Here is a 16,270-nt window from a genome sequence, read left to right on the forward strand (position 1 = left end):
TATAACAGCAAATAACATCAGAGTGCGATAAGCTTGGAAAAAAACAGTTGGAACATTTTTTAAGAAAAAATGTTCCTCAAATGAATCAGGCTTGTTGTACCGGTTTGCAATAAGTTTCTTTAACAGTAAAGGCTAAGATGAGGGCGATAATGGAACAAAGAGGTAATATTTTTAAACCGGCCTGGAAATCTGAAAGTAATAAAGTTTCTACATTATAAGCGCGGGCACCTGAGACCATATCGACCAATCGACCCACTAAAGGTTGCAATAATGCGCCCACAAAAATAGAAATCATATTGGTAAACGCAATAGAGGTTCCCACCACATTTCTATCGTGAATCTCAGTAGAAACAGCATAGGCAATGGCTACTCCCGTATTGGTCACGCCAAAAAGAAAGAAAAGGAAGTAAGCTGAACTTTGGCTTAAAGTAGGGCTGAACACATAAATTGTGGTGAGAATCACACCACAAACCGCTGAAATGATCATTAAAGGCTTACGGCGGCCCATTTTATCTGAAAGCCACCCGGTTAAAGGTCCACTGATGCCCCAACCAATAAATATTAAACCCGTTGCAAAAGCAGCAGCATGTGCTCCCAATCCCCTACCAAATTGTAAATAGGCAGGTCCAATCGCCTCACCGATCACAGCGGTTGGTCCAAATAAGAACCCGGCGTATAAAGCATTAAGCCATGTTTGCTTGCATGACAAGATAACTTTTAAACTTTGGAGAATGCTCAGTTGGTTGATAGATCGAACTTCACTTCGATGATCTCCTGGTTTATCCTGGACAAATTGATAGAGAAGCGCAGCCAGTGCAATGAATAGAAAGGCAATAATTAACATACTGTGACGCCACCCGACATTGGTGACCAGGAAGGAAACAGGCGCTTCACCTGCAGCTGCCCCAAGCATACCTAAAGCTTGCGTTAAACCAGCCAATAAGCCCAGCATTGTGGGAGGGAACCATGATGTCGCCAATCTGAGGGAGCAGATAAATGCAAAGGCTGCGCTAAAGCCAATAAGCATCCGGCCGATTGCGCCCATAAATAAACTGTCTGCAAGGCCAAAAACACAGCAGCCAAATGCGGTTACGAGCGACATAATTGTCAAGAGCCAACGTATGCTTAACCGGTCTACAGTAAGTCCTACAGGAATTTGCATCAAAATATAAGGAATGTAAAAGGAGGCTGTAATGATTCCAAATCCTGCTTCATTAATTCCAAAATCTATTTGTAAATATCGATGCATTACTCCAGGTGCGACACGAGCCATATAATCAGAAAAATAAAAAGCAGCAGCTAATCCCCAAACCAACCACGCAAACCCTAAGTAATTTTTACGATTATAAATTTCTACCTTAGACTCATGTATTTTGTTCATAAACTCTCTACGTTAAAAAATTCCTGATTGGCTTTGTTCAATTGAAGAGGTACCTAATGTCACACATCAAAAAACAACCCAAAATAGGGCTTGTCAAATTTCATTGACTAGAGTGTCATTATCATTATGAAATAAAAACAAATCCCTAAAATATTTATTCAATAAATGAGCAATAAATTTGCAAAACCAAACCAGCATTATACTAGTGTTGTCATTTATTTCAACACATAGTTTGATTTCATTTTCATAGGTTCAGAAAATGGATATAATTCATTTTTATTAGAATTTTATATGATCCCTTGGTCATCAAGATGTCCCTACATCCAAAATTTGAGTTAAAATAACACTATTTTGATATCAATTCCAAAACAAAGGCTTAAATATGAACGCGCTTAATCTTGCTGTAAAACATGCTCTCGAAGCGGAAGGATCTACGAAGGAGGCCAATAAAGCTTATCTTGAGTTTATTAAAGCCAATTTCATCATCCCTGTAGAACAAAATTCAGAAGGTGATGAGCCTCAGGTATTGTTTTTACAAGATAAGGATCATTTCTTTTTGCCAGTTTTCACAGAAATGAGCTACCTTGATGTGTGGGCTAAAGAGATCGCTCATGAGATAAAACTTCTAAAATTATCGGGTGTGGATTTACTTAAGGGGATAGGGGAACAGGTTACTGTTTGCCTCAACATTGGAAGTGAAATCTATAAGGAATTTAATCCCTCAGAAATTGAACGGATGCGCTCTATGGTATTAAAATTTTTTAAAAATTAGATTGAATGAACTATTCCCTCTCCCAAACGGGAGAAGGACAGGATATCGCATAAAATATTGGATAAATCACCAATTATGCTACTAATTCAAACAATTGATATCCTACAATTGCTGAAGCTGCAATAGCACCACTAATTTCCATAACTAATGATAAAAAGCTGTGCTTATGGCTATATTCTTTATCATTTGCAGCTGATTCTTCACTCAGAGGCAGTTCTTCTCTATCGATTGCATTAAGTGCGAATAAAGGCTCTTCTCCTTCCATTGCATCCCACCAGCCTTCAAGCCAATGTTCTGCTTGCTGGGTTCCCATGCGGAATGGATTATCCTCTTCGGCAACATCTGCAAGAGCGCATTCATAGCCCAATGTATAGCTGTCTTCATAACTGGGATGGTCAATGTTAAAGCGTAATTTAATATGTGGTAGTAAGGCTTTTATGTCGTTCATGATTGTACCCTCTATTTGTTCAAACAGTATTTCAATACTGCTAATCATTTCTACATTTAAAATTATTTTACGACTTTCTTTTAACGCTTATTTACCAAATAAAAACATTTACTAATTCTTGACAAATTATTCTTTACTCTGTTAAAAAATTTTTCACTATTTGGGTCTATTGTTTTTTCCTCTTTTATAAAAAGCAATTATTATGCCAACTTTTTTTGATTCTTAAAAAAACAGAAAAATTAGAGTAAGTACAATAAGAGGGATAAAAAATATTTTTGTGGCAGAAATTATCTCCTTGCCGGCAAATTTTGCCGGTAGTACTGGGTTACTACTAAGAGTATAGGGTTATTACCGAGAGTATATAGATACTACCAAAAGTATAGGTTATTACCGAGAGTATAGTTTTTGATAAAAGGATCATTGATGACGAAGATCTCCGTGTCATTGCAAATGACGAGTATTGTGGTTAGGGTTGTGTAGAAAGATTGAGGCCAATGTAAAATATAATGTGGGGTCAAGAATACAACTTATTAGGGAGCCAACCTATGGAACTTCCATTGTTTCTCCTGAAGATAATAATGAATTCTATCATGTAGTCGATTGTCACGTCCTTGCCAAAACTCGATTTCAGTGGGGATAACCATATATCCCCCCCAATATTGGGGTCGTACAACAGGATCTTGGCCATATTTTGCTATTAAATCATTTAATGATTGCTCTAAAGCTTCTCTACCACTTATTTCGTGGCTTTGGGGTGACACAATCGCACTGAATTGACTTTTAATTGGTCTGCTTGAAAAGTAACGATCTGATTGATCTTTAGTAACCTCTTTTACGTGTCCTCGTATACGCACTTGTCTTGCCATTTGCGGCCAATAGAAATTAAGCGCGGCAAAAGGATTATGATTCAATTGATTTGCTTTGGTGCTTTGATAATTTGTATAGAAAATAAAATTTCCGTCATCTAACCCCTTTAACAGGACTACTCTAGAGTCAGGACAACCATTTTCATCTACCGTGGATAAAACCATGGCGGTAGGATCATTTTTTTCATTCTTTAAAACATCTTCAAACCACAATTTAAATTGAGTAATGGGATCTTCAGGAAGAAATTCTTCACTTAAATTCAACTCTCCATATTCTCGTCTTATATCAGCAATACTGCGAAAATTAGTCATGAAATACCATAAAAATAAATTGAATACGTCTAAATTTAAACCTGGCCCTACAATTTGTTCGACGGAATGAGTAAGAAATAGATACCTGAATCCCGTGGACAGCCACGGGATTCCAACATCTAACTCTTAGTTTGCATTCAACCTCGACTTTACAGATGTTAATCTAAATAGATTACCAGCCTGTCACTTCAGCGATTGCATCTCCTAGATCAGCGGGAGAACGTACTGTTTTAACTCCAGCTTTTTCTAAAGCTGCAAATTTTTCAGCAGCGGTTCCTTTTCCTCCAGAAATAATCGCGCCAGCATGTCCCATACGCTTACCAGCAGGTGCGGTTACACCCGCAATGTAGGAAACAACAGGTTTGCTTACATGAGATTTAATGTATTCGGCTGCTTCTTCTTCTGCAGAACCACCGATTTCGCCGACCATGATGATCGCTTCTGTTTGAGGATCTTTCTCAAATAAAGACAGAGCATCAATAAAACTGGTACCTGGGATTGGATCTCCACCAATGCCAATACAGGTACTCTGACCAAAACCTTTATCGGTAGTTTGTTTGACTGCCTCATAGGTAAGGGTTCCAGAGCGCGAGACAATACCTACTTTACCCGGCAAATGAATCGAACCTGGCATGATACCAATCTTACATTCCCCTGGTGTGATAATCCCTGGGCAATTTGGACCAATTAAACGGGCCTGGGTATTATTTTCCAGGTATACTTTAACTTCTAACATATCCAGGACAGGAACCCCTTCGGTGATACAAACAATCAGTTGAATGCCTGCATCAGCAGCCTCGAGAATAGAATCTTTACAGAATGGGGCTGGAACATAAATGACGCTGGCTTCTGCTTGAGTTTCCTCAACCGCTTCACGCATGGTATTAAACACGGGTAAACCCAAATGCTTCTGCCCACCTTTACCTGGCGTAACCCCACCCACCATACGGGTACCATAAGCAATCGCTTGTTCTGAATGGTAAGTCCCTTGCTTGCCAGTAAAACCTTGGCATAATACCTTGGTATTTTTATTAACTAATACACTCATTGTTAACCTCGAAATTTAGTAATTAAGCAACAGCCGCCACAATTTTCTTCGCAGCATCAGTTAAACTGGTTGCAGCAATCACATTCAAATCACTTTTATTTAAAATATCAGCACCTAGTTGGGCATTGTTGCCTTCAAGACGTACTACAACAGGTATTTTTACATCAACTTCTTTTACTGCAGCAAGAATACCATCGGCAATGAGATCACAACGAACAATACCGCCAAAAATATTGACCAAAATGCCTTTTACTTTTTCATCGGAAAGAATTATTTTAAGTGCTTCACTCACTCGTTCCTTGGTAGCGCCGCCACCCACGTCTAAAAAGTTAGCGGGCTCGCCTCCGTGGAGTTTGATCACATCCATAGTCGCCATGGCCAAACCAGCACCATTGACCATACATCCAATGGTTCCATCCAAAGGAATATAATTTAATTCCCAGTCACTGGCTCGGTTTTCGCGCTCATCTTCCTGAGTGGTATCACGCATGCTTTTTAGCTTGGGCTGGCGATATAAGGCATTGCCGTCAATATTAATTTTTCCATCCAGGCAAATTAATTGATCTTGCTTGGTAACGACTAAGGGATTGATTTCTAATAAGCTCAAATCACAATCAACAAACATTTTCCCTAGACCCATCATCAAATGGGTAAATTGTTTTATTTGCTCATCTTTCAACCCTAATTTAAACCCCACATCACGACATTGAAAAGGCATCACACCCACTAAAGGATCGACTATGACTTTGAAAATTTTCTCTGGAGTTTCTTCAGCCACTTTTTCTATTTCAACTCCACCCTCAGTAGATGCCATGAATACAACACGACGAGTGGCTCGATCTACTACGGCTCCCAGGTATAATTCTCTGCCAATGTCACAGGTCTCTTCAATTAGCACGCAGCGAACAGGCTGGCCCTGAGCATCGGTTTGATAGGTAACCAAACGAGTACCAAGAAGCGATTTTACTGCTTGTGCCAACTCATCCTTATTGGAAACAAGTTTCACACCACCTGCTTTCCCCCGCCCACCGGCATGAACCTGGGCTTTAACAACCCAACGGGTAGTAGATAACTGGGAAGCTACCTGGATAGCATCTTCAACATTATAAGCTACTTCACCATTTGGAACTGGTAAATTGTAGCTCGCAAATAATTGTTTGGCCTGGTATTCATGTAAATTCATTGCAATTACCTTTTTAAAAAAGCAAACATTCAAAAATGTACATAGATGAGCTCTAGTGGTTGATTTAAATAATTACCAACTGGACACTTAACTCAGAACACATAATGCACATTTATAAAACTTGCTGTTATATTTCATTAAATATTAAGTAAAAGACGAGCAGGATCTTCTAATAATTCTTTCACGCTCACCAAAAATTGTACTGAATCCTTACCATCAATCAAACGATGATCATAAGATAAAGCAACATACATCATAGGACGGATAACAATTTGTCCTTTTTCTACTACCGGTCTGTCTTCTATTTTATGCATTCCCAAAATCCCTGTTTGGGGCGGATTGATGATTGGTGTAGCCAGTAAAGAGCCAAATACCCCACCATTTGTAATGGTGAAAGTACCTCCTTGCATGTCTTCCATTGCTAATTTGCCTTGTCTTGCTTTTGATGCGGCATCATTAATAGCCATCTCTATTTCTGCCATACTCATTTGGTCAGCATCACGAATTACGGGGACCACTAGACCTCTTTCAGTGGATACTGCGATACCAATATCATAAAACCCATGATAAATAATATCTTGTCCATCTATGGAAGCATTTACAGCTGGGAAACGTTTGAGTGATTCAACCACTGCTTTGGTGAAAAAAGACATAAACCCAAGTTTAACTCCATGCTTTTTCTCAAAGCTGTCTTTATATTGAGAACGCATGTCCATAACTGCTTTCAAATTGACTTCATTAAAAGTTGTCAACATGGCAGCATTATGCTGGGCTTCCAATAGCCGCTCGGCAATTTTTGCTCTCAATCGTGTCATGGGGACTCGTCGTTCTTCACGTAAACCCATCGGTGTTCTTCGAGCTTCTTCTTTTTTGTTTTCCGGAGTTTTGGCGGTTTTTTCCCTATTCGATTCAATATAGGCAAGTACATCTTCTTTGGTTATTCTTCCATCTTTGCCGCTGCCTTGGATTTGTCCAGGTTGGAGATCATGTTCTGCCAGCATTCGTCGTACTACAGGGCTGGTGGACTTATCTTCTTTGGCGCTTACCTCGTCCTTTTCTTGCTGGATGCCTTCACTTTCTTTGTCAGTGGCTGTTTTTCTCTCTTCTTTGACTTCTGAACTACCACCCTCTTTTATTGTGGCAAGTAATTGGCCAGAGTGTACGGTATCACCCTCCTGGAATTTAATTTCAGTCAAAATGCCATCAGCAGGAGCCGGTACTTCTAGTACGACTTTGTCTGTTTCTAAATCCAATAAATTTTCATCTCGGGTAACTTTATCACCTACTTTTTTATGCCATGCTGCTACAGTTGCATCAGCAACTGATTCAGGCAAAACAGGTACTTTGACTTCAATAGACATGGTTATACCTTCTTATTTTATTAAACCGTTAACACATGTAGACGGATGAGCAACAATTATCATCTGTACCACATAAACCTAAAATCAATCCAATAAAGCTTGCTCCACCAAAGCTTGTTGTTGCTTCGCATGCAAACCTGGGCTTCCTACTGCTGGTGCAGCAGCAAATTCTCTTCCCGCATAATGTAAGGTTTGTTCGGGAAGCAAACAATCGATAATATTATGCTGCGATGAGAACCATACTCCCTGGTTCTGTGGTTCTTCCTGACACCAAATAACCTTCTTCGCTTGTGGGTATTTATTTAATTCTGTTGTAAGTGCCTTTTTGGGGAATGGATACAATTGTTCGATTCGCACCAAAGCAATATGGTTTAATTCTTTATCACGACGCATTTGCAACAAATCATAATAAACTTTTCCGCAGCAAAGCACCACTTTGGTCACTTTTTGAGGATTTATTTCATCTATTTCTGGAATAATTGTATGGAATTTGCCCTTAAATAAATCTTCCAGGGGAGATACCGCTAATTTATGCCGAAGAAGACTTTTAGGTGTCATGACAATCAAAGGTTTACGGAAATTACGGATGACTTGTCTTCTTAATAAATGAAAAATCTGCGCCGGTGTGGTTGGCGTACAAACTTGCATATTATGCTGAGCGCAAAGCTGCATGTAACGCTCCAGGCGCGCTGAGGAATGCTCCGGTCCTTGACCTTCATAACCATGAGGCAATAACATCACCAAACCACATAAACGCCCCCATTTTTGTTCACCGGAACTAATGAATTGGTCAACCACAACTTGGGCCCCATTCGCAAAATCGCCAAATTGTGCTTCCCAAAGTACTAGAAAATTAGGCGCAGAAGCAGCAAATCCATATTCAAACGCCAAGACAGCTTCTTCAGAAAGTACAGAATCGATTACAGAAAAAGGCTGATTCAGTTCATTTTTTATTTGCTCCAATGGAACAAATGTTTCTCCAGTTTCAACATCATGTAATACTGCATGACGATGAGCAAAAGTTCCCCTTCCAGAATCCTGGCCAGACAAGCGAACCCCATATCCTTCTTGAATCAAGCTGGCGTAAGCCATAGTTTCAGCATACCCCCAGTTCATCGGTAACTCACCCTGAGTCATTTTATCGCGTTCATTCAATAAACGCTGAACTACTGGATGCAATGAAAATCCTTTCGGCAAGTCCTGAAGTTTCTTAGCTAATTTTTTCAAATTCTCTTTGGTGATAGTCGTGTCGACTTTATCTGTCCATTTTGCAGTGATATAGGGTGCCCAATCTACTGCATATTTTCCTTCATAATCTCCATGAACCAAAGCGACTACAGACTTGCCTTGATCTAAAGTATCACGATATGCATCCATTAATTTTTCTGCATCTTTCCCATTGAGCAATCCTTCTTTTATCAGTTGCTCCGCATACATTTCGCGCAAGGGCCGCATGGATTTAATTTTTCGATACATTGCTGGTTGCGTGACAGCGGGTTCGTCCGCTTCATTATGTCCATGTCTTCGATAACAAACGAGATCCACCACAACATCTCGCTTAAATTTCATTCTAAAATCAAATGCCAGCTGCGTCGCAAATACTACTGCCTCCGGATCATCCCCATTCACATGAATTATCGGTGCCTGAACCATTTTAGCCACATCGGTACAATACAAGGTAGAACGTGCATCTAAAGGATTACTGGTAGTAAACCCTATCTGGTTATTGATTACGATGTGAACAGTACCCCCAGTACAATAGCCTCGTGCTTGAGAAAAATTAAAAGTTTCCATAACGACACCTTGACCCGCAAAGGCAGCATCACCATGGATCACAATTGGGACTACTTTTTCTTTTTTCGCTAAATCATTACGACGACCCAGGCGAGAGCGTACCGAACCCTCAACTACTGGCCCGATGATTTCCAAATGGGAAGGGTTAAAGGCTAAAGCCAAATGGACTACTGAGCCCGAGTTTGTTTTTATATCAGAAGAAAATCCCAAATGATATTTCACATCACCTGTTCGTTCATATTTTATTTTCCCCTCAAACTCTTGAAAAAGCTGATTGGGTTCTTTACCTAAAACATTGACCAGTACATTAAGCCGGCCACGATGCGCCATCCCTATGACTATTTCTTTTACATTATCTCGGCCAGCACATTCAATAATTTCCTTCATCATTGGAATTAATGAATCACCCCCTTCAAGAGAGAACCTTTTTTGTCCCACGTAACGAGTTCCCAGATAACGCTCAAGGCCATCCGCAGCAATTAAATCTTTTAAAATCTGCACCTTTTTGTCGGCATTTAAATTAAGGCGTCCATGTACCGACTCCATCCTTTGTTGAATCCATTCCACTTCTTCGGTATTGGAAATATGCATGTATTCAATACCAATACTGCCGCAATAGGTTTTGCGTAAGGCCTGGTAGATTTCATCCAGAGTCATTTCTGGACCATTAAATGATGTACTTGCAAAAAATTTGCGGCTTCTATCTGCATCAGATAAATGGTGATAATTCAACTCTAAAGCAGGCACAGGAGTACGTTCCGCCATTTCTAGAGGATCGAGTTTTGCTGCATGATGTCCCAACGACCGGTATGCATTAATTAAATCAGCGATACGGAATTGTTGGCTATCTGAAGATTGAACTACAGGTACTGCTTTTTTATCTGCATTCTGCAAAAAATAATTGCGAATATCTCTGTGTGAGATTTCATTTTCGGCATTGTCAATTTTGGGCAAAGCACTAAATACGGCTCGCCAGTCGGATGAAACGGAACCTGGGTCAGCGAGATAATCTTCATAAAGGCTATCTACATAAGCCATACTTCCGCCAGATAAATAGGAAGAAGCCCATTTTTTTTGCAGGTCAGAACTGCTCATTTTCTCTCTCTCCAAAGGGGTATTGATCGACCACCATTAAATTGGCTCTTTCAGTAATACAGACTGGCCTCATCATGGGGAACGTCATATTGGCGCATCTTGCGAGAAAACTTTCCTAATCAATACTCATATTTTGATGTATGCTGCGCTTGCTTAGAAAAATTTTCTCACAATCTGCGCTCAGATCCAACCGTTCGAGTCAACATGAATATAGGGACCGGAGCGATTACCTATTCCACTCTTCCACGTGGATAAAACAGCTATCCCCGCAAAAGCGGGGATTCCATCCTTACTGGTTTTGAGCTCACTTCAGGATAATTCCACTGATACTGGAATTAAATTTCCAAGGGCTTCACCAGATCTATTTACAAGAATAAATATTAAGTTTCTTGTGTTAACATTTGTAGGCGAATTTCAGCAATTGCTTTCGTCGGATTGAGTCCTTTCGGGCAGACATTGGTGCAATTCATAATGCTCCGACAACGGAATACACTGAAAGGATCTTGCAATTTATCCAATCGGTGTAATGTTGCTGTATCACGGCTGTCTGCTAAAAACCGTCTTGCCTGTAATAACCCAGCAGGACCAACAAACTTTTCGGGATTCCACCAAAATGAAGGACATGAACTGGTACAGCACGCACATAAAATACATTCGTATAGTCCATCAAGTTTTGAACGCTCTTCTGGAGATTGCAATCTTTCTTGGGCAGGTGCTACTGCGTCATTTTGCAAATACGGTTCAATACGTTCGTATTGTTCATAAAATTGAGACATATCCACAACTAAATCACGGATTACCGGGAATCCTGGTAAAGGGCGGACAACAATCTTATCTGTATTGAGTTGGGAGATATGGGTGATACAAGCCAAACCATTTGTGCCATTAATATTCATCCCGTCTGAACCACATACTCCTTCGCGGCAAGAGCGTCTGTAGGTTATAGAAGGATCTTGCTCTGCTTTCAAGCGTTCTAATAATGTAAGCAGCATGGGATCACTTTTAACCGGAATCTCCACTTCGTAATCTTTCATATAAGGCTTGGCATCCACCTCAGGATTATAGCGATATATTGATAAGGTTAACTTTCTACTATCTGCCATGTAATTTATCCTCTTTAGTAAACGCGTTCTTTCGGCTCAAAAGGCTCGACAAGCTTAGGTGATACATTCACTGGACGGAAATCAATGGTCTCACCATCTTCAAAATACAATGTATGCTTAATCCAGTTCGCATCATCTCGCTTCGGATAATCTTCCCGACTATGGGCGCCACGGCTTTCAGTACGAACAATCGCAGAATGGGCTGTAGCGTAAGCAGTTGCCATTAAATTATCTAGCTCTAACGCGCTGACTCGCTCTGTATTAAATACCATGCTTTTATCATCTAACTTCGCATGCGCCAAACGTTCACGTAAGGCTTGTAGTCGTTTCAGGCCCGATGCCATTACCTCACCAGTACGGAATACACCGAAATCTTCTTGCATGACCCGTTGCATTTCATCCTGAATCACAGCAAGACTTTCGCCTTCCGTAGAAGTATTCCAACGGTGATACCGTTGTAATGATTGGGCAATATTATCGTCACTGACATAGTCCATATCCGGTAATTGGTTCGCTAACCAGAGTTCTTCAACATGTAATCCTGCAGCGCGTCCAAAGACCACTAGATCCAATAAAGAATTACCACCCAAACGATTTGCTCCATGCACCGAAACACAGGCGCACTCACCCACCGCATACAATCCTTCTACAGTGTGTTCTTGACCTTGAGTTTTGGTGATGACTTGGCCATACATATTGGTAGGTATCCCACCCATGCTGTAGTGGCAAGTAGGCACTACGGGAATTGGATCAACAATTGGGTCAACGCCTGCGAATTTCATCGCCAGTTCACGAATTCCCGGTAAACGTTTCTTAATTAAATCAGCCCCTAAATGATCCAGTTTCAATTTAACATAATCGACACCTTTAGGATCAAATCCCTTACCGGCTCTTAGTTCAAGGGCCATAGCACGAGCAACGACATCACGTGATGCAAGATCTTTAACTCGAGGTGCGTAACGCTCCATAAAACGTTCACCGTCTTTGTTAATGAGATAGCCGCCTTCGCCTCGACATCCTTCAGTAACTAAAACGCCTGCCCCAGCGATTCCAGTAGGATGAAATTGCCACATCTCCATATCTTGTAAGGGAATACCTGCTCTTAATGCCATACCGAAACCATCCCCGGTATTAATAAAAGCATTGGTCGTGGACTGGTAAATTCGTCCTGCTCCCCCAGTTGCCAATATACATACTCTTGATTGGAAGAATACAACCTCTCCGGTTTCAATACACATTGCAGTGACGCCTGCGATATTTCCTGAAGAATTTTTAACCAAGTCTAGAGCATACCATTCACTAAATACATGCGTTTTCGCTTTGACATTTTGTTGATACAGGGTATGTAATAAAGCGTGCCCTGTTCTATCTGCAGCCGCACAAGTTCTTGCCGCTTGTTCGCCACCAAAATTTTTGGATTGACCGCCAAACTGACGCTGATAAATTCTACCGTTATCCATGCGTGAAAAAGGCAAACCCATATGTTCCAGTTCATATACAGCTTCGGGTCCAGTTTTACAGAGGTATTCAATGGAGTCCTGATCACCAATATAATCAGCGCCCTTCACGGTATCATACATGTGCCAGCGCCAATCATCTTCATGCGCATTTCCTAAAGCACAAGTGATACCACCTTGAGCAGAAACCGTATGTGAACGCGTGGGGAATACTTTAGATAGAAGAGCGACTTTTAAACCAGAATTTGCCATCTGCAGCGCAGCACGCATACCGGCCCCACCAGCCCCAATAATTACTGCATCAAATTTATTACGTGCGATTGCCATGCTACTGCCCCCAAAGGATCATTAGGCCCCAAATAAATTGGCTAAGGAGCCATAAAACGACTAACATTTGTACTGATAACCGCAGAGCAGTACATTTCATATAATCTGTAGTTACAGTCCAAATACCTATCCATGCATGCAAGGAAAGCGCAAATAAGGCAATCAAAGATGCAATTCGAAAAAGATTATTGGAAAAAAGGGTGTGCCATTGGGCAAAACTCAATTGAGGATGCATTAATAAATAACCAATGATAAAAAAAGAATAAGCAGCAAAATATACTGCTGTAACCCGTTGAACCAACCAATCCTTTAGCCCATTACCTGTTAAACTGGTGACATTCGCTACCATATCCAAAACCCTAGAAAAATTGACAAAATAATGGCAAGAATAATGACTAAAACAGCCGAACGTCGACCCGACTCAAGATGCTCACCAAACCCCATATCCATCAATAGATGTCTAATCCCTGCAAGCAAATGATAAATCATTGCAGCACCAAATGCCCATACCACCATTTTATAAGCAGGCTGAGTCAACCACGTTTTCACTTGGGCAAAAGCTTGCTCGGATTGCATTGATTCACTAAATAGGCACAACATGATGGGTAACAATACAAATAAAACTACCCCTGAAATCCTATGTAAAATAGATGCAATCGCCATAGGGGGATATTTCAAACTACCCAAATCAAGATTAACGGGTCTTTTTTTGTTCACTCTGAGTTTCTTCCTTAATTAAAAAGTTAATTAAATAAAGCACAAATGCGAAGTATAGCACTCTGTTTTTATCGCGCAAGATGAAGTCTCTATGAATGCAATAAAAGTAGACTTGATTTACTTTGAGCGATACAAAACCGTTGGGCTTTTTATTTATATTTTGCTTTCTGAAGGTTTTGCGACGAATGAAAGTCTCTTAAAGCGAGGGGAGCCGCCGCACATGCTTCAATATTTATTTAAATGCAGTTGTTTATTTTGTCTGCATTTTGTAAAATATTTGACTCTTTAATGCTTAAATGATTATTATGCCTGAAATTATAACAGAAATTAAATTTACAAAGAATGAAAAACGCCTCATTGATCTCGCCAAACGAGGATTAATCCGGACAATCGCAAGCAGCCAATATATTAAATCCCCTTTAAATATGACCGCCATACGTCCAGAAGCCATAGATGCAGCAATAGAAGCCGCATACACAAAAGCATCTCAAGAAGCGCTCACAGAGGAAGAAGTGAATAAACAGTGGGAAATTGTAGTCCTGCTGTGCAACATTCCCTGGAAAAGGCATCAACCCACGCAAACAATGGTCGATAAAGCCTTGGAACAAGCCACCTTAGCCGCTCAAAAAACCAACAACTGGAATTTTGTTTTCGCTCTATTGAGTTTATCAAGTTCCGCATGCAAGCCAAGCCAATTCGCTATAGACAAGATTTTGGATTCAACATTAACCGCAGCAGCGCAACTGAATTACAGGGAAATTGTTTTAAAACTTTTAAACCTGACCGATTCAAAAAACAAACTGAACCAAAACACAGTAGATAAAGTTTTTGCTGCAGCAGTTCAAACACAAAACTGGGATATTGTATTCGATCTATTAAATCCCATGAAACCCCTACGCAAACCAAGTCAATCTGCAATCGATGCAGCAATTAAATTGTCTTATAAAGCAGCTTGGGAAGCCGTACAGCAAGAGGATACATCAGAAGAAGAATTGGATTCCTTATGGCAAAATATTGTCAAGCTATGCAGTTCTGATAAAGAATTGCCCGGACCCAGTTTGCATGTATTTGATAAAACTTTGGATCAAGCCACCTTATTTGCCAGAAGAACGGGTAATTGGACGTTTGTTTTCGATCTTTCAAATTTACCTGGTTCATCACGCAAACCAAGCCAATTCTCCATAAATGAAGTATTGGATGCAGCAACCGATGTAGCACTTCGAACAAATGATTGGAACAATGTTTTTAAGCTTTTAAATTTACCGGGTTCAGCAAGTAAACCAAACCAACAAGCTGTCGATAGAGTATTATATAGAGCCTTCGAAGCCGCAGCACGAACTCAGAACTGGAAACCTGTTATCGAGCTTGCTTGTTTAACATCCCCCTCGCAGCAACCCAGTGTAGAAGCTGTAACTAAAGCATTAAGTTCCGCAACTGAATTGGCAGCTAAAAACCATAATTGGCACCCAGTAATAGCTTTGGCCAGTTTAGAAGCACCAGCAAGCCAAGCAAATCAAGGTACAATGAATAAAATCCTGGATCTTGTACTAAGAAAAGCCAGTCGCTACGAATTGATGGGAAAGAAAGAAATTGCTACGAGGGCCTGGGAAACGGTTTCATTAATCGTGTCTTTAAAACCACCTGCGACTACAGCCGAGCAAAAATTAGTCAACCATGCTGTTGATGAATTGGATAAAGTGAATCGAATGCGAGTCAATGAACGTCTTATAAATCTAGCCAATTGTGGCGCATGGGATGAAATTTTGGCACATTTTAATTTAGATACTTGTATCATCCCACCACCAAGAATAATGGGAGAGGTATTCCGTCACGCAGTTTGTCAAAACAGATGGGATGTTATAGAGAAAATATGCGGCGTAGTTCAACCCGATAGAAGGACAGCAGCGGATTTACTCAACATTGCAGCGAGAGAAGGAACAATTGATGGAGTTAAATTAATTTTTAAATTAGATGCACAGAATAAACCAACCCTTTCTTTTATTGACAATGCGATAAGTATTGCAAAATTTGAAAAAAATCTAGAGCTGGTAAGCTATCTCACTTGTGAAAAGATACGTCTAACCCAGTCTATAAAAGATCCTTTTGAACTTTCGAAAGCTATTTTACAAAACTTTTTGGATAACTCACTTGCAGGAAGCGGTTTATTTAGTGCTCAAGTAAGAGGTATTAAAACCATTCTTGCCCATTTTAAAAGAGACCTCGCTCAAGGAGAAAGTGAAAAGGCATTGATGGAAACTCTGCGCGAATTAAAAAATATTATGGGGAGTAATAAAGTATTAAGCGGTTATTATAAATACATAGAAGCTCATTGCTGTAGTCAAGGAGAACAACATCATCTTGGAGCAGAGTTTAATATTTAACTTGTAGAATCCCTGCTCAGGAACT

13 protein-coding genes are annotated in these 16,270 nt (G+C 40.2%); 2 read left to right on the forward strand and 11 right to left on the reverse strand.

What is annotated here, in order from left to right:
- Nucleotides 1-85: 85 nt before the first annotated feature.
- Complete coding sequence (locus BU07_RS0101730) at nt 86-1,381, reverse strand: MFS transporter (RefSeq protein ID WP_031563062.1); 1,296 nt, start codon at nt 1,379-1,381, stop codon at nt 86-88.
- 382 nt (nt 1,382-1,763) lie between these two features.
- On the opposite strand from BU07_RS0101730, the gene BU07_RS0101735 reads away from it, so the two are divergent.
- The gene (locus BU07_RS0101735) at nt 1,764-2,153 is read left to right on the forward strand and encodes an SseB family protein (protein WP_031563064.1); all 390 of its coding nucleotides are present in this window, start codon (nt 1,764-1,766) and stop codon (nt 2,151-2,153) included.
- Between the two features lie 73 nt (nt 2,154-2,226).
- Here BU07_RS0101735 and BU07_RS0101740 read toward each other — a convergent pair whose 3' ends face one another.
- The 10 genes from BU07_RS0101740 to sdhC all read right to left on the reverse strand — a co-directional run bounded on the left by BU07_RS0101740 (nt 2,227) and on the right by sdhC (nt 13,864).
- Nucleotides 2,227-2,601, reverse strand: coding sequence for a hypothetical protein (locus tag BU07_RS0101740; protein WP_031563066.1), 375 nt, complete (start codon nt 2,599-2,601; stop codon nt 2,227-2,229).
- Between the two features lie 530 nt (nt 2,602-3,131).
- Nucleotides 3,132-3,779, reverse strand: a complete 648-nt coding sequence (gene pdxH / locus BU07_RS0101745) for a pyridoxamine 5'-phosphate oxidase (RefSeq protein ID WP_031563069.1) — start codon at nt 3,777-3,779, stop codon at nt 3,132-3,134.
- Nucleotides 3,780-3,951: 172 nt separating this feature from the next.
- Nucleotides 3,952-4,827 (reverse strand): succinate--CoA ligase subunit alpha, encoded by an 876-nt coding sequence (sucD, locus tag BU07_RS0101750; protein WP_031563071.1) that lies wholly within the window; start codon nt 4,825-4,827, stop codon nt 3,952-3,954.
- A gap of 22 nt (nt 4,828-4,849) precedes the next feature.
- Nucleotides 4,850-6,010, reverse strand: a complete 1,161-nt coding sequence (gene sucC / locus BU07_RS0101755; RefSeq protein ID WP_031563073.1) for an ADP-forming succinate--CoA ligase subunit beta — start codon at nt 6,008-6,010, stop codon at nt 4,850-4,852.
- Between the two features lie 137 nt (nt 6,011-6,147).
- Nucleotides 6,148-7,371 (reverse strand): 2-oxoglutarate dehydrogenase complex dihydrolipoyllysine-residue succinyltransferase, encoded by a 1,224-nt coding sequence (odhB, locus tag BU07_RS0101760; RefSeq protein ID WP_031563075.1) that lies wholly within the window; start codon nt 7,369-7,371, stop codon nt 6,148-6,150.
- Between the two features lie 84 nt (nt 7,372-7,455).
- Nucleotides 7,456-10,260, reverse strand: coding sequence for a 2-oxoglutarate dehydrogenase E1 component (locus BU07_RS0101765; protein ID WP_031563077.1), 2,805 nt, complete (start codon nt 10,258-10,260; stop codon nt 7,456-7,458).
- A gap of 380 nt (nt 10,261-10,640) precedes the next feature.
- Nucleotides 10,641-11,363, reverse strand: a complete 723-nt coding sequence (locus BU07_RS0101770; RefSeq protein ID WP_031563079.1) for a succinate dehydrogenase iron-sulfur subunit — start codon at nt 11,361-11,363, stop codon at nt 10,641-10,643.
- Between the two features lie 14 nt (nt 11,364-11,377).
- Nucleotides 11,378-13,147, reverse strand: coding sequence for a succinate dehydrogenase flavoprotein subunit (sdhA, locus tag BU07_RS0101775; RefSeq protein ID WP_031563081.1), 1,770 nt, complete (start codon nt 13,145-13,147; stop codon nt 11,378-11,380).
- Between the two features lies 1 nt (nt 13,148).
- On the reverse strand, nt 13,149-13,496 hold the full coding sequence (gene sdhD / locus BU07_RS0101780) for a succinate dehydrogenase, hydrophobic membrane anchor protein (RefSeq protein WP_031563084.1): 348 nt from the start codon (nt 13,494-13,496) through the stop codon (nt 13,149-13,151).
- Nucleotides 13,490-13,864 carry a succinate dehydrogenase, cytochrome b556 subunit gene (gene sdhC / locus BU07_RS0101785; protein ID WP_031563086.1) on the reverse strand — a complete coding sequence of 125 codons (375 nt, stop codon included), beginning with the start codon at nt 13,862-13,864 and terminating at the stop codon, nt 13,490-13,492. The genes sdhD and sdhC overlap by 7 nt, the downstream gene beginning before the upstream one ends.
- Before the next feature lie 305 nt (nt 13,865-14,169).
- On the opposite strand from sdhC, the gene BU07_RS0101795 reads away from it, so the two are divergent.
- Entirely contained in the window at nt 14,170-16,245 is a 2,076-nt protein-coding gene (locus BU07_RS0101795; RefSeq protein ID WP_031563091.1) for a hypothetical protein, read from the forward strand.
- Nucleotides 16,246-16,270 lie beyond the last annotated feature (25 nt).

The sequence above is a fragment of the Legionella wadsworthii DSM 21896 = ATCC 33877 genome, from assembly GCF_000701265.1.
GTDB classification, from domain to species: Bacteria; Pseudomonadota; Gammaproteobacteria; order Legionellales; family Legionellaceae; genus Legionella; species Legionella wadsworthii.

Excerpts from the sequence above, each read along its gene's own strand:
- sucD (WP_031563071.1), bottom strand. The coding sequence starts at position 4,827 with ATGAGTGTATTAGTTAATAAAAATACCAAGGTATTATGCCAAGGTTTT.
- sdhA (WP_031563081.1), bottom strand. The coding sequence starts at position 13,147 with ATGGCAATCGCACGTAATAAATTTGATGCAGTAATTATTGGGGCTGGT.
- sdhD (WP_031563084.1), bottom strand. The coding sequence starts at position 13,496 with ATGGTAGCGAATGTCACCAGTTTAACAGGTAATGGGCTAAAGGATTGG.
- pdxH (WP_031563069.1), bottom strand. The coding sequence starts at position 3,779 with ATGACTAATTTTCGCAGTATTGCTGATATAAGACGAGAATATGGAGAG.
- sucC (WP_031563073.1), bottom strand. The coding sequence starts at position 6,010 with ATGAATTTACATGAATACCAGGCCAAACAATTATTTGCGAGCTACAAT.
- BU07_RS0101730 (WP_031563062.1), bottom strand. The coding sequence starts at position 1,381 with ATGAACAAAATACATGAGTCTAAGGTAGAAATTTATAATCGTAAAAAT.
- BU07_RS0101765 (WP_031563077.1), bottom strand. The coding sequence starts at position 10,260 with ATGAGCAGTTCTGACCTGCAAAAAAAATGGGCTTCTTCCTATTTATCT.
- BU07_RS0101735 (WP_031563064.1), top strand. The coding sequence starts at position 1,764 with ATGAACGCGCTTAATCTTGCTGTAAAACATGCTCTCGAAGCGGAAGGA.
- odhB (WP_031563075.1), bottom strand. The coding sequence starts at position 7,371 with ATGTCTATTGAAGTCAAAGTACCTGTTTTGCCTGAATCAGTTGCTGAT.
- BU07_RS0101770 (WP_031563079.1), bottom strand. The coding sequence starts at position 11,363 with ATGGCAGATAGTAGAAAGTTAACCTTATCAATATATCGCTATAATCCT.
- BU07_RS0101740 (WP_031563066.1), bottom strand. The coding sequence starts at position 2,601 with ATGAACGACATAAAAGCCTTACTACCACATATTAAATTACGCTTTAAC.
- BU07_RS0101795 (WP_031563091.1), top strand. The coding sequence starts at position 14,170 with ATGCCTGAAATTATAACAGAAATTAAATTTACAAAGAATGAAAAACGC.